The following is a 12,325-nucleotide window of genomic DNA, read 5'->3' as shown; positions in this document are numbered from 1 at the left end:
ATCAGGCTTCCGCTTGGCTGATGCGGTGGACGGCCTCGACCACGTCGCCCACGGTGCGCACCTGGCGGAATTGCTCGGCGGCGATCTTGTGGCCGGTCTGGCGGCGCAGGTGGTCGATCAGGTCGACGGCGTCGATGCTGTCGATCTCCAGGTCGTCGTACAGATTGGCTTCCAGGGTCACCCGCTCGGGCTCCAGCTCGAAGAGTTCGACCAGGGCGCTGCGCAGGGTGTCGAAGATGGCTTCACGGCTTTGCATGGCGATCTCCTCAGGCGGCGCGCTGGGCGGCCACGAAGGCGGCCAGGCTGTTGACGTTGGCGAAATGGGTGCGGGTGTCCTTGGCTTCGGCGTCGATGCGGATGCCGTAGCGCTTCTGGATCGCCAGGCCCAGCTCCAGGGCGTCCACCGAATCCAGGCCCAGGCCTTCGCCGAACAGGGTCTGGTCGTCGCCGATGTCGTCGACGGTGACGTCCTCGAGGCCGAGCGCCTCGATGATCAGGCCTTTGAGCTCAAGGTTGAGGTCAGTCATGGTTGCCGGTTTCCTTCAGGTAGAGCTGGTGCAGCTGGTCGTTGAGTTCACGCGACGCCAGCGGCAGCGGCCGCCCGGCGAAGGTGGTGGGGTCTATGTCGGCGCCGACTTCCAATTGGAAATCGAAACGCCGGGACGGAATGCGGTACCAGGGTGTGGCCTTGGTCAGGGTGCTGGGCACCACGCGGATGATCACCGGGGTGATACAGCGGGCGCCGCGCAGGGCGATGGCCGCGGCGCCACGGTGGAAGCGCGGGGCTTCACCAGGGGTGGTGCGGGTGCCTTCGGGGAAGACGATCAGCGTCTGCCCTTCGCGTAGGGAATCGGCGGCGGCATCGAGCATCTCGGCGCTGCCGTCGTTGCTGATGTAGCCGGCGGCCTGGATCTGCCGCTTGAGATAGGGGTTCTGCCAGAGGCCTTGCTTGACCACGCAATTGGCGTCGGGCACCAGGCCGATGAGCACCACCACGTCGATCAGCGAGGGGTGGTTGGCGATGATCAGCTGGCCCGGACGACCCAGGCGCTCGCGGCCCTGGATGCGCAGGTTCATCACCCGGGTCAGCACCATGAAGGCGACGAAGGAACGGAACAGCCAGGCATTGGCCCGGCGGGCGCGCTGACGGCGCCGCAGCCGAGCGCCCGGCAGCGCCAGTAGGACGGGCAGGACCAGCAGCCGGAAGACCAGCGCGCCGCAGCCGAACACCACGAAGTTGAGCCCCGTGGCCAGCAATCGGTAGGTATAGTCCAGCCGGCCGATCAACCGTATGCCTCCGCCTGCCAGTGCCAGGCGCGTCCGGCATAGGCATGGTGCAAGGTGCCGCGGGTTTCGAGCAGACGGAGCAGTTCCAGGGCGTGGGGCCAGGTGCTGGGCGCGGTGTCTGCCGGTGCCGGCTCGCCATTCAGGAAGCAGGTATTGCCTGGGGTGAGCAGCAGGCCGACGGCATAGGGAAAGGGCACGTCGTCGATCTGGGGCGCATAGAGCGTTGGCGGGGCTTCCTCGGCGATCACCACCAGCACCCCAGTGGCGCCTTCGGCGAGCAGGGTGCAGGCTTCCAGCACGGCGTGTTCGAGGCCGTCGCGACCGGTGGCCAGGGCGTTCATCTCGCTGTGGTCGCCCCGCAGGATCGACCACTGGCCGATGATGGCGTTGTGCACCGAGAGGCTGAATTGGGTCGGCGAGAGCGGTTCGCCGCGAGCCAGTTCCTGGAGGATGGCCAGGGTGCGCGGCGTTTCACCGTGGCGCGAGGCGAAGATCAGCGGCAGCGGCGCACCGTGGGCATCGGCCAGCGGCCAGGCCACCTGGAAGGTCATGCGCGCCAGCCGGCTCAGGCGGCGGCGCTGCATGGCCGGCAGGAAGCTGGCGTCGGGTTGGCTGCCATCGTCCGCCGGACTCCAGGGCGCGGCGCACCACTGCCGCCAGGCGTCCTGGTCGATGAGACCAGGCGCCCAGGCGCGCCAATCGCTGATCTGGAATTGCATGTTCACGGCTGAATCTACCCCGGAGCCTACCTGCTTGCCGTTCATCTATCCCTGATGAGCAGGGTACTGCAGCGTTCGCCGCGCATTATCCAAGCGGCTACACACCTAGGCAAACATTTGTCTGAACTTTGCGAAAGGGGTGCAGTCGCCGGCGTTGAGTCTGGGACAGGCTAGCCTGGCTGGGGCATCGGAGCCCCTGGCAAGGGCACGAAACGCCGCTCCGTGCGACGAGCGGCAATCAAGCAAGGATATAGACGGCAATGAGATCGCTCCCAGCTGCCTGTTCTATCGCGGCCATGGCGGTCCGCCGATGCGGCCGCTCCTACAGTCGTGCCTGAACCTGTAGGAGCGGCCCATGGCCGCGAAAGCCATACCTACGGCAGCACCGTAGCGTGGAAAACGGCGCAGCCTTTTCCACGGGGAGTTCGCCGCTAGGGGTTCCCTCACCCCAGCCCTCTCCCGGAGGGAGAGGGGGCGCTTCGAGCGGACATTCGCCTTCGGTGGCTCAGGCGATGAGACAGTCCCTCCTACGGGGTGGGTGCAGCACCGTAGCGTGGAAAACGGCGCAGCCTTTTCCACAGGGAGTTCGCCGCTAGAGTTTCCCTCACCGCAGCCCTCTCCCGGAGGGAGAGGGGGCGCTTCGAGCGGACATTCGTCTTCGGTGGCTCAGGCGATGAGACAGTCGCTCCTACGGGGAGGGTGCAGCACCGTAGCGTGGAAAACGGCGCAGCCTTTTCCACGGGGAGTTCGCCGCTAGAGGTTCCCTCACCCCAGCCCTCTCTCGGAGGGAGAGGGGGCGCTTCGAGCGGACATTCGTCTTCGGTGGCTCAGGCGATGAGACGGTCGCTCCTACGGGGATGGTGCAGAATTGTAGGAGCGGCCGCACCGGCGGACCGCCATGGCCGCGATTGAGAAAACCTCCAGCGGCACCGAGCGTCTTCAGGCCGCCGGCAAGGGCTGCAGCTTCGCCAGGCGCATGGCCACGGCCAGGGCGGCCAGCAACAGGGCGCCGATGAACAGGCCCACGCCGGTCCAGCCGCCCAGGTGCCAGCAGAAACCACCCAGGGTACCGGCCACGCTGGAGCCGGCGTAGTAGCTGAACAGATAGAGCGACGAGGCCTGGCCCCGGGCCTGGCGGGCCCGGCGACCGACCCAACTGCTGGCCACCGAATGGGCGCCGAAGAAGCCGAAGGTGAACAGCAGCATCCCCGGCAGCACCAGCCACAGCGGGGTGAACAGGGTCAGCAGCAGGCCGCACAGCTTGAGCACGATGGCCGCGCTGAATACCCGCCGCCGGCCGAAGCGATCGGCCAGGCTGCCGAACTTGGCCGAACTGTAGATGCCCGCCAGGTAGACCAGCGACAGCACGCCGATCCAGGCCTGGCTCAGGTGATAGGGCTCGGCCAGCAGGCGATAGCCGATGTAGTTGAACAGGGTGACGAAGGCGCCCATCAGCAGGAAGGCCTCCAGGAACAGCCAGGGCAGCCCGGCGTCGCGAAAGTGCAGCGCATAGCCGGCGAGTAGGCTGCGCGGCCGCAAGGGGCGTGGCTGGAAGCGCTTCGAGGCCGGCAGGCTGCGCTTGAACAGCACGGCCGCCACCAATGCCAGCACCCCCAGGGCGCCGAGGGCGATGCGCCAGGAGACGAAATCCACCAGGACCCCGCTGATCACCCGGCCCGACATCCCGCCCAGGGCGTTGCCACTGATATAGAGGCCCATGGCATAGCCCAGGTGCTCGGGATGCACCTCTTCGGCCAGGTAGGTCATGGCCACCGCCGCCACGCCGGCCAGCGACAGCCCGACCAGGGCGCGGGTCACCAGGATACCGTCCCAGGTCGGCATCAAGGCGCTGAGCAGGGTAAAGCCGCCCGCGGCGAACAGCGCATAGACCATCACCGACTTGCGCCCGATGGCATCGGAAATCGGCCCGGTCACCAGCAGGCCGCAAGCCATCAGGCCCGTCGCCAGGGATAGCGACAGACTGCTGGCCGCGGCGGTGAGGCCGAAGGCCTGGGAAAAGATCGGCATCAGCGGCTGCACGCAATAGAGCAGGGCGAAGGTAGCGAAGCCGCCGCAGAACAGCGCCAGGGCGGTGCGCAGGAATTGCGGCGTGCCCTTCTCGATGAAGGCAGCGGGCTCGTGCTGCGCCTCGTTGGCAGCCGGGCGGCTTTCCAGGGCGGGGGCGGGCGGCGTGGCGGACGACCGGGACGTGTTCACGGATACCTCGGTGCTGGGTCGGGTTACGGATCTGACCGCTACACCCTAGGCTGGTAGCTGCCATACATCCAATATATTGTTCGTCTCGATTGATAGGTTTTTCGACTCGATAGAGGCGGCATGGAACTGCGGCATCTGAGGTATTTCGTCGCGGTGGCCGAGGAGCTGCACTTCGGTCGCGCGGCTGAGCGCCTGAACATCTCCCAGCCGCCGCTGAGCCAGCAGATCCAGGCGCTGGAAGCCGAGCTGGATACCCGCCTGCTGGAGCGTACCAACCGGCGCGTCGCCCTCACCGAGGCCGGCCGGCTGTTCCTCGACGAAGCTCGCCAGATCCTCGCGGCCAGCGAGCGCGCCACCGAACGGGTCCGCCGCGCCGGCCGTGGCGAGACCGGGCAGCTGCAGGTGGGCTTCAGCGCCTCCTCGCCCTTCGTCGCCACCATCCCCAAGACCCTGTTCGCCTACCGCCGCGCCTATCCCGAGGTGCGTCTGCAACTACAGGAGATGAGCAGCCGCGAACAGATCGACGCCATGCTCGCTGGCAACCTGCAGATCGGCCTGATCCGCCCCATCGAATTGCCGGATTCCCTGGTGGCGGTCGAACTCTTCCGCGAACCCCTGGTGGTCGCGCTGCGCCACGACCATCCCCTGGCCCGCCAGGGCACAGGGCCCTTGCGCATGGCCGCCCTCGCCGAAGAGCCCTTCGTCTACTTCCCCCGCACCTTCGGCACCGGCCTCTACGAACAACTCCACACCCTCGCCGCCCGCGCCGGCTTCACCCCGCGCATCGTCCAGGAAGCCAGCGAAGTCCTCATCATCCTCGGCCTGGTCGCCGCCGGCCTCGGCGTCACCGTATTGCCCGCTACCTACCAGCGCACCCAGATGGAGGGGCTGGTGTATCGTGAGCTGGATGACCCGGAGGCGACCTCGGCGGTGTGGTTGCTGAGGCGTCGGGATGAGGTTTCGCCGCAGGCGGAGGCGTTTGTGGGGCTTTTAATAGGCGGGCTGGGTAAGTAGGTATGCAAGCACATAGAAAGTACATGCTTGCGCACTGATGGAACTATAAGATCTTGATTGGGGTGAGTGATTGTGATAATGGGGTCAAAAAAAACGAGAGCGCTCTACTATGCGCTCTATGAGCTTCGCCTGTGAGTCTGCTGTCGGTGCTCTTCCCTGCCCCTTAGGGAAATTTAGAACGACAGCCCCATCAAGACGGTTGGGGAAATCCAGCAAAACCGCATGAGCGCTTGGTTCAGCCACATGTCTATGACTCTGCGGCTCGAAGCTGAGGCAAAGCTGGACCATTTCGTCAAGAGCGAGATCTTTTTCTGACGTTTTCATGTCTGCTCCTCAGCTGAGGCCTTCACAGGGCGCTGGATTTTAGGCCTTTAACCACAAGGTCTTCAAGGGTTGAGACTGCCTCTATTGAAATTCGTGCCACTGGTTCCGCTTCCCTAGCAATCATTAGGCCATCTGTCTTGCGCCCACTTGGATGGGCAGAGAAAAATTTTAAATAACGTGATGGCGCGACTCCATCAAAGGGCAGTACACGTACCTTTGTTAGGTCGTTTTCGTTTTCAGTAATGGCATCTTGGTGTAGTTTGGTAGCAAGGCTCTTTCTGTAGGGTTCAAGAAAGATTACTTCTTTGATTCCCGCTGCCACAAGATGTCTTGCGCATGAATGACAAGGATAGGTGGTGACGAAAATTTTTCCTTTCCTTATTCTTGATCCGTGTTTAGATCCCGCATTTAATAGGGCATGCATCTCTGCGTGCACTGCTCTGGAAAACTCTATCAGCCCTTTTAGTTGCGTGTCTTTTCTCAAAACCCTTGTAGCGTTTTCTCTATTTTTTTCCTCTATTAATTTTTCGTCGATTAGTTTGCTTATGATTTGTTCGGAAATGATCTTTTTCTCATGGTCGTTAGAGCAGATTCCTCCTTTTATATTCCAGCATCGACGGTCTTCATCCGAGCTTAGTCCGTCTCCCTCTGTTTGATATAAGCCTCCGAAAGCTTTAGGTACATCGTTCCAGCCCGTAGACAGAATTTCCCCGTCTTCATCAGATATCGCAGCGCCAACTTGGCGCGATAGATAGGCAGAGTTTCTCGCCGCAGAAAACGCAGCATACATTGCCCTCTCGCTGGCGGTAGGGGTTGCAATTACAGTGCCCAGCATTAAGTCTAGAAAGCGCTTTACTCTGCTTTTTCTATGCGAGTCAGTTGTTTTTTCAACTCTTAGGAAAAAGTCTGATTGTGGGAAAGTGTCTTCTACTCTCTGGCCGTAATCGTGCTCCTCACCAGAGTCTCTATTTATCAATTCATGTATTGATACGCCCCCGAGTGAGCTCTCAAGCTGGGAAATCCTCATCTCAATCGGTGAGTAAACTCCGACCACGTACAGCATTTCACCGTAAATTGATCGCAATAAACGTAGTTCATCTATGTGTTTTATGGAGTCAATTATGTGGCACCACTTTAATGTGGCTTTTGGTATTAAGGCGGCGTCGGCTTCGTTTTTGAATAGGTCGGGGTGTTCATTTTTTATATTGTCTTCTAACTTTTGCTGCTCTATAGCTCTTGCTAAGCTTATTTTTCTTACGGCTAGTTTGGCGAGAACTTCGTTTCCATGCAATCTTCTTAGTTCGTTGCCTGCATCGATTAGTTCTTTTATGGATGAGGGTTCAGGAAGCCCTTTTTGTGTCCTTATTTCTTCGCTGAGTCGGATGATTTCTACATGTCTGTATCCGTAGTCTGAGCTTTTTAATAGGTCTTTGAACGTTTTTGCTGTCTCGTGTAGCGGGGTGCCCAAAGGGCCGCATAGTGCAATTACTATCTGCGGCGTTAATGTTTTTTGTATTGCTGTAACATCATCGAAGCGCGAGTTTTCGCCACTGCTTTCAACGACTTTAAGTCTTTCAGGATTAGCCATTACAGTTCCCTCTGTTGATTTTATTTGGCTTTGGTTTGGATGGTTTATTTTATGGCGGCTCTAAGTTTAGTATTTCTAATTTCTCATGTTGGGTTTCTAGGAGGTGCCAAGGCCAGTAAGGCCTCGGTGTCTGCTCTCAGGATGGGTGGTGGCAATGTGAGTCATTCGTATCGTTGATTGTTTTGGCATGTGGAAAGATAGAAATTTAGTCATCCAATAGCCTTTAAATTAAATGCTTTTATCAAGTGGTGGGTTTGCGCTTTATTTCCCTAATCACACCTTAGTCAGGCTCACGCGGCGGGTAAAGTAGTAAGGGGGGAGCAGCAGTTAACTGGGGTAGGTTGGCCGACCGATGGTGGTGGGCAGGTGGCCGGTATCCGGTTCTTTGGGAGGTATGGACGGTGTTCGGCGTTTGGTCTGCCCTCACCCCGGCCCTCTCCCTGGGGGAGAGGGGGCGTTTGGGTGGGATGCGCTGCCTTGGGTTGTTGTGCTGCGGCGGTGGGGCTGTCTCAGCCCAACCAGGCCTGCTCAGTAGTGACTGTGCATCACCGCGATCCCTGCCTCTAGCACGTCCCGCCATTCCTGGCGCAGCGCTGGAGAAAATTCGGCGTCGTGCTGGGCCAGGGTGGCGAGCAGGCAGGCGACCCACAGCTCGTAGAGTTCGGGGCCGATGTCCAGCCGCGCGCGGCTGTGGCTTTCGCCGAGCTGGCGCAGCTTGGTGGCGGGCAGGCCGCGGGCGACCAGCACCAGGTTCATGATGCCCTGGCGCAACAGCAACCGCTGCGCGGCCATGTCGGTGTGGGCGAATTTCTCCCGCACCCGCGGCGAGCTGGCCAGGAAGCACTGGTAGAAGTCATCGAAGAAGGCGGGGCTGGCGCAGCAGCGTCCATAGCTCAGCATCACGTTCTGGGCCGGCAGCATGGGCGGGTCCTTGCGGCAAGAAACGCGACAGGCTGCCCGAGGGGCGCGAAGGGCGTCTTGATGCCGATCAACGGCGGTCACCGCCAGGCGGCACTGAAACATTTTGAACCAAGTTTCGCGACGACTTCTCTACCTTAAGCGCAGCGGTCGTCGTGAAAACCCCAGGGTAGAGAGGGTGGTCGTACCGGTTCGCTCCCATCGCCTTTGGAGACTTCCATGATTCAAACCCCTCTGCTCATCGGCTTCGTCATCATGTCCCTCGCGTCCCTGGCCATCTATGCCAAGGGCGCGCACCACGGCCCGCTACGCGGGCACACCCTGGTCCACGCCGCCGTGCCCTTCATCGCCGCCACGGCCTATCTGGCCATGTACCTGGGCGTCGGCAACCTGCTCAAGCCGGATGGCAGCATCACCTATGTCGCCCGCTACCTGGACTGGACCTTCACCACGCCGCTGCTGCTGGCCGGTGTGGTGAGCTCGGCCTATCTGGGGGCTCGCGAGCAGGAAGGTCAGGCGGGCTTCGTGGCGGCCATCGTCACCCTGGACGTGGTGATGATCGTGACCGGCCTGGTCGCCTCGCTGGCGCCCTATGGGACGGTCAAATGGGTGTTCTTCGCCTGGTCCTGCGCGGCCTTCGCCGGGGTGCTCTATCTGCTGTGGAAGCCGCTGGCGACCCTGGCCGGGCAGACGGCGGCGGTCGGCGCGGCCTATCGCAAGAACGTCGGCTTTCTCAGCGTGCTCTGGCTGATCTATCCGGTAGTCTTCGCCATCGGGCCGGAGGGTGTCTGGACGGTGAGCGATGCCGCCACGGTCTGGGCCTTCCTGATCCTCGATGTGCTGGCCAAGGTGGTCTACGCCTTCACCTCCGAGCGCAATCTGCGCGCGGCCCTGGCACGGACCGGCGTCTAGGGATGCGCGAGGCCGGTCGGGGCTGGCTGGCGCTGCTGCTGACCGCCGGGCTCGCCAGCCTGGCGGGCGGGACAGGGCAACTGGCCTATGCCCTGGCAGTAGGCCTGGGCTTGGGGCTGCTGCATGGTGCCAGCGACCTGTGCCTGGTCGCGCCAGCGCGCCGCCTGGCCTTTCTCGGCGGCTACCTGGCGACGGCCCTGGCTTGCCTGCTGGGCTGGCAACTGGCGGGCAAGGTGGCCCTGCCGCTGTTCCTGCTGCTCTCGATCTGGCATTTCGCCCATGAAGACGAACTCCTCGCCGATCGGTTGAGTTCGCTGGCGCTGGGACTGTTCATCGTGGGTGGTCCGGCAGTGCTACACGAAGCGGCCGTGGCCCGGCTGCTGGCACTGGCCATGGGACCGGATGCCGCTCCGGCCTTGGCGGCTTGGTTGGCCAGGCTGCTTGCCTTGGGTGGGACGCTGGCGTTACCGGTGCTGCTGCTGGCCGCCTGGCAGCGCCGCTGCCCCTGGTTGGCGGCCACGCTGCTGGCGGTGGTGCTGGCACCGCCCCTGGTCGGGTTCGCCTTGGGTTTCTATCTGCTGCACGCCGCGCCCCAGACCGGGGTACGCCAGCGGTTGCTGGGTGCGTCCAGCTTCAAGGCCTACCTGCAACTGACCTGGCCGATCCTGCTGGGTGCGGCCCTTTTCACCCTGGCCGGCGGACTGGTCTTCCTGCTGCAGGAGCGCACCGGCATCCGCGCGCTGTTCGCCGTCCTGGCGGCCTTCGCCGTGCCCCACATGCTGGTGCTGCCGCGCTTCCTCGCACCTGGCGCCGAGGCCGCGCCGCGTTCAGGGGCGCAGGTGATTGAGCGGTAGCTCGGTGCTGGCCAGGATCTGGTTGAGCACGAAGCTCGAGCGCACGCTGGACACGCCTTCGATGCGCGTCAGGGTGCCCAGCAGCAGCTGCTGGTAATGCTCCATGTCGGGCACCACCACCTTGAGCTGGTAGTCCGCATCCATGCCGGTCACCAGGCAGCACTCCAGCACCTCGGGGCACTGGGCGATGACGGCCTGGAAGTTCTCGAAGCGCTCGGGGGTGTGCCTGTCCATGCCGATGAGCACGAAGGCGGTCAGCGACAGGCCGAGCTTCTTGCGATCCAGCAGGGCGACCTGGCGGGTGATGTAGCCACTGTCCTCCAGTTGCTTGACCCGCCGCGAGCAGGGTGAGGGCGACAGGCCGATGCGCTCGGCCAACTCCTGGTTGGAGAGGCGCGCATCACGCTGCAGTTCTGCCAGGATTTTCAGATCGAAGCGATCGAGTTTGTCCATTTTGCCTGCCTTGTACTAGCGGATTGCGCTGAATGCTAGATTCTTAGTCATGGATTGCGCAAGAGGCAGTAAAGAGGGCGTACAACGCAACCCCCTGCCGGCGGCAGCGGCGTAAGCTGAACTCAACTTCGATAGCCCGGTAGAGCTGTCCAACGAAGGTGCCCCAGGAGGGCCTTTCGCATCGCCAACGACGGCATCCCGTCCGCCGCGCCCGGGCCCGCCCAGGTCACCATTCCTGGTCGATCGCAGCCACCGTCACGAGCGGTGCGAGAGGACAACGAATTCAAGGGGAGGCCGCGAGGTCTCCCCTTTTCTTTTGGGCGGGGTTTTTGGAATGGGGTGGGCTATTCCCAATTGGAGAGGGGGGTGGGAGGTTCGGTAGGTTCGGTAGGGGGAAGAGCATCGCGGCCATGGGCCGCTCCTACGGGTAGCTCGTGTCTGTAGGAGCGGCCCATGGCCGCGATCAATCCGCGAAACTCAAGCCTGCCCCGGCGGCTGCTTGTCCACGGTCAGGGGGGCGTCGCTGGCGAGGAATTCCTTGGCTTCCTCCTCGCTGGCCACCGAGGGCGGCGAGCCGCGCAGGGGTTGGCCGGCGGTCTCGCGCACGGTGAGCATGGTCAGGATGCCGATCACCGCCGCGGCCATCAGGTAGTAGGCGGGTACCAGGGGGTCGCCGGTCTTTTCCACCAGCCAGGCAGTGACCAGCGGGGTGGTCCCGCCGAACAGCGACACCGAGATGTTGAAGGCGATGGACAGGGCGCTGTAGCGGATCGGGGTGTAGAACAGCGCGGGAAGGGTAGAGGGCATGGTGCTGGTGAAGCAGGCCAGGGCCATGCCCAGCAGCATCAGGCCGAGGAAGATCAACCCGTCGTGGCCACTGCCGATCAGCTTGAGGCAGGGAATCGCCAGGACCAGGATCGCCAGGCAGGCACCGATGATCATCGGCTTGCGGCCCAGGTGGTCGCTGAAGAAGCCGCCGAGGATGTTGAGCGGCATCATCACCACCATGACGATGAGGATCAGCAGCAGGCCCTTGGTCTCGGCATAGCCCATCGTCACGGCCAGGTAGCTGGGCATGTAGGTCAGCAGCATGTAGTCGGTGACGTTGAACACCAGCACCAGGCCGATGCACTTGAGCAGGGCGATACGATGCAGGGTGAACAGCTCGCGCAGGCTGTGCGCCGGGCTTTCCGCGCCCTTGCCTTCGTTGGCCTCGGTATGGGCCTTAAACGCCGGGGTTTCTTCCAGCTTCAGGCGCATGTAGAGGCCGAGCAGGCCCAAGGGACCGGCGATGAAGAAGGGTACGCGCCAACCCCAGTCGAGCAACTGCTCCTGGGTGAGGGCCGCGGTAAGGGCGGTGACCGTCCCGGCGCCGGCGATGTAACCGGCCAGGGTGCCGAACTCCAGCCAACTGCCCATGCGTCCGCGGGTCTTGTCGGTGGCGTATTCGGCGATGAAGGTCGCCGCCCCCCCGTACTCGCCGCCGGTGGAGAAGCCCTGCACCACCCGCGCCAGCAACAGCAGGGCGGGTGCCCAGATGCCGATGCTCGCGTAGCTGGGGATCAGGCCGATGCTGAAGGTGCCCAGGGCCATCATGATCATGGTCAGAGCGAGCACCTTCTGGCGGCCGTACTTATCGCCCAGGGGCCCGAACACCATGCCGCCGAGCGGGCGGACCAGAAAGGCCACGGTGAAGGTGGCGAAGGTGGCGATCAGCTGGGCCGCGGCATCGCCGTCGGGAAAGAACACCTTGCCCAGGGTGACGGCCAGATAGCCATAGACGCCGAAGTCGAACCACTCCATGGCGTTGCCCAGGGCGGCGGCGCCGACGGCGCGCTTGACCAGGGAGTTGTCGACGATGGTGAGGTCGTCCGGCTTTACCTCATGGCGGCGCTTGAACCAGCCGACGTGATGATGGTGTTTCGACATGTGTTTTCCTCCTTGCGTGGGGCCATAGACCCAAGCGGACCGCCGTAAGTGCGATGACAGAGGGCTATAAACTTGCGGGTGATTCGACGTTGGCCCCTTCACGTCTTCGA

The 12,325-nt window shown here is 62.7% G+C and carries 13 protein-coding genes; 3 read left to right on the top strand and 10 right to left on the bottom strand.

The window, feature by feature from the left end; translation table 11 throughout:
• Position 1 precedes the first annotated feature (1 nt).
• The 5 genes from RND78_RS22000 to RND78_RS21980 all read right to left on the bottom strand — a co-directional run bounded on the left by RND78_RS22000 (position 2) and on the right by RND78_RS21980 (position 4,223).
• Positions 2-256 carry an acyl carrier protein gene (locus RND78_RS22000; RefSeq protein WP_312732090.1) on the bottom strand — a complete coding sequence of 85 codons (255 nt, stop codon included), beginning with the start codon at positions 254-256 and terminating at the stop codon, positions 2-4.
• Positions 257-266: 10 nt separating this feature from the next.
• Positions 267-527: a phosphopantetheine-binding protein gene (locus RND78_RS21995; protein WP_312732088.1), complete on the bottom strand. Its 261-nt coding sequence runs from the start codon at positions 525-527 to the stop codon at positions 267-269.
• On the bottom strand, positions 520-1,287 hold the full coding sequence (locus RND78_RS21990; RefSeq protein WP_312732087.1) for a lysophospholipid acyltransferase family protein: 768 nt from the start codon (positions 1,285-1,287) through the stop codon (positions 520-522). The genes RND78_RS21995 and RND78_RS21990 overlap by 8 nt, the downstream gene beginning before the upstream one ends.
• Positions 1,284-2,006 (bottom strand): beta-ketoacyl synthase chain length factor, encoded by a 723-nt coding sequence (locus RND78_RS21985; protein ID WP_312732116.1) that lies wholly within the window; start codon positions 2,004-2,006, stop codon positions 1,284-1,286. Before RND78_RS21985 ends, RND78_RS21990 begins: the two co-directional genes overlap by 4 nt.
• A 939-nt stretch (positions 2,007-2,945) precedes the next feature.
• On the bottom strand, positions 2,946-4,223 hold the full coding sequence (locus tag RND78_RS21980; protein WP_409457097.1) for an MFS transporter: 1,278 nt from the start codon (positions 4,221-4,223) through the stop codon (positions 2,946-2,948).
• A gap of 120 nt (positions 4,224-4,343) precedes the next feature.
• Between RND78_RS21980 and RND78_RS21975 the strand changes: the two genes are divergently transcribed.
• Positions 4,344-5,237 carry a LysR substrate-binding domain-containing protein gene (locus RND78_RS21975; RefSeq protein ID WP_312732085.1) on the top strand — a complete coding sequence of 298 codons (894 nt, stop codon included), beginning with the start codon at positions 4,344-4,346 and terminating at the stop codon, positions 5,235-5,237.
• Positions 5,238-5,321: 84 nt separating this feature from the next.
• Here RND78_RS21975 and RND78_RS21970 read toward each other — a convergent pair whose 3' ends face one another.
• The 3 genes from RND78_RS21970 to RND78_RS21960 all read right to left on the bottom strand — a co-directional run bounded on the left by RND78_RS21970 (position 5,322) and on the right by RND78_RS21960 (position 8,070).
• A complete protein-coding gene (locus RND78_RS21970; RefSeq protein WP_312732084.1) occupies positions 5,322-5,561 on the bottom strand; it encodes a hypothetical protein in 240 nt (79 codons plus the stop codon).
• A 22-nt stretch (positions 5,562-5,583) separates the two neighbouring features.
• Positions 5,584-7,149, bottom strand: a complete 1,566-nt coding sequence (locus RND78_RS21965; protein WP_312732083.1) for an anti-phage dCTP deaminase — start codon at positions 7,147-7,149, stop codon at positions 5,584-5,586.
• Between the two features lie 528 nt (positions 7,150-7,677).
• On the bottom strand, positions 7,678-8,070 hold the full coding sequence (locus RND78_RS21960; RefSeq protein WP_312732082.1) for a globin domain-containing protein: 393 nt from the start codon (positions 8,068-8,070) through the stop codon (positions 7,678-7,680).
• Positions 8,071-8,286: 216 nt separating this feature from the next.
• Between RND78_RS21960 and RND78_RS21955 the strand changes: the two genes are divergently transcribed.
• On the top strand, positions 8,287-8,979 hold the full coding sequence (locus tag RND78_RS21955; protein ID WP_312732081.1) for a bacteriorhodopsin: 693 nt from the start codon (positions 8,287-8,289) through the stop codon (positions 8,977-8,979).
• A gap of 2 nt (positions 8,980-8,981) precedes the next feature.
• Positions 8,982-9,833, top strand: coding sequence for a Brp/Blh family beta-carotene 15,15'-dioxygenase (locus RND78_RS21950; protein ID WP_312732079.1), 852 nt, complete (start codon positions 8,982-8,984; stop codon positions 9,831-9,833).
• Here RND78_RS21950 and RND78_RS21945 read toward each other — a convergent pair.
• Positions 9,807-10,286 (bottom strand): Lrp/AsnC family transcriptional regulator, encoded by a 480-nt coding sequence (locus RND78_RS21945; RefSeq protein ID WP_059230999.1) that lies wholly within the window; start codon positions 10,284-10,286, stop codon positions 9,807-9,809. The two genes, RND78_RS21950 and RND78_RS21945, sit on opposite strands and share 27 nt — an antisense overlap.
• A gap of 477 nt (positions 10,287-10,763) precedes the next feature.
• Positions 10,764-12,215, bottom strand: a complete 1,452-nt coding sequence (gene proP / locus RND78_RS21940; protein ID WP_312732077.1) for a glycine betaine/L-proline transporter ProP — start codon at positions 12,213-12,215, stop codon at positions 10,764-10,766.
• Positions 12,216-12,325 lie beyond the last annotated feature (110 nt).

The sequence above is a fragment of the Pseudomonas oryzihabitans genome, assembly GCF_032027545.1.
GTDB classification, from domain to species: domain Bacteria; phylum Pseudomonadota; class Gammaproteobacteria; order Pseudomonadales; family Pseudomonadaceae; genus Chryseomonas; species Chryseomonas oryzihabitans_F.
Note: the sequence above shows the minus strand (reverse complement) of the source record. Positions and strands in the feature narration are given on the sequence as shown.

Coding starts and splice junctions, on each gene's coding strand:
- RND78_RS22000 (WP_312732090.1), bottom strand. CDS start 256: ATGCAAAGCCGTGAAGCCATCTTCGACACCCTGCGCAGCGCCCTGGTC.
- RND78_RS21995 (WP_312732088.1), bottom strand. CDS start 527: ATGACTGACCTCAACCTTGAGCTCAAAGGCCTGATCATCGAGGCGCTC.
- RND78_RS21985 (WP_312732116.1), bottom strand. CDS start 2,006: ATGCAATTCCAGATCAGCGATTGGCGCGCCTGGGCGCCTGGTCTCATC.
- RND78_RS21975 (WP_312732085.1), top strand. CDS start 4,344: ATGGAACTGCGGCATCTGAGGTATTTCGTCGCGGTGGCCGAGGAGCTG.
- RND78_RS21970 (WP_312732084.1), bottom strand. CDS start 5,561: ATGAAAACGTCAGAAAAAGATCTCGCTCTTGACGAAATGGTCCAGCTT.
- RND78_RS21965 (WP_312732083.1), bottom strand. CDS start 7,149: ATGGCTAATCCTGAAAGACTTAAAGTCGTTGAAAGCAGTGGCGAAAAC.
- RND78_RS21960 (WP_312732082.1), bottom strand. CDS start 8,070: ATGCTGCCGGCCCAGAACGTGATGCTGAGCTATGGACGCTGCTGCGCC.
- RND78_RS21955 (WP_312732081.1), top strand. CDS start 8,287: ATGATTCAAACCCCTCTGCTCATCGGCTTCGTCATCATGTCCCTCGCG.
- RND78_RS21950 (WP_312732079.1), top strand. CDS start 8,982: ATGCGCGAGGCCGGTCGGGGCTGGCTGGCGCTGCTGCTGACCGCCGGG.
- RND78_RS21945 (WP_059230999.1), bottom strand. CDS start 10,286: ATGGACAAACTCGATCGCTTCGATCTGAAAATCCTGGCAGAACTGCAG.
- proP (WP_312732077.1), bottom strand. CDS start 12,215: ATGTCGAAACACCATCATCACGTCGGCTGGTTCAAGCGCCGCCATGAG.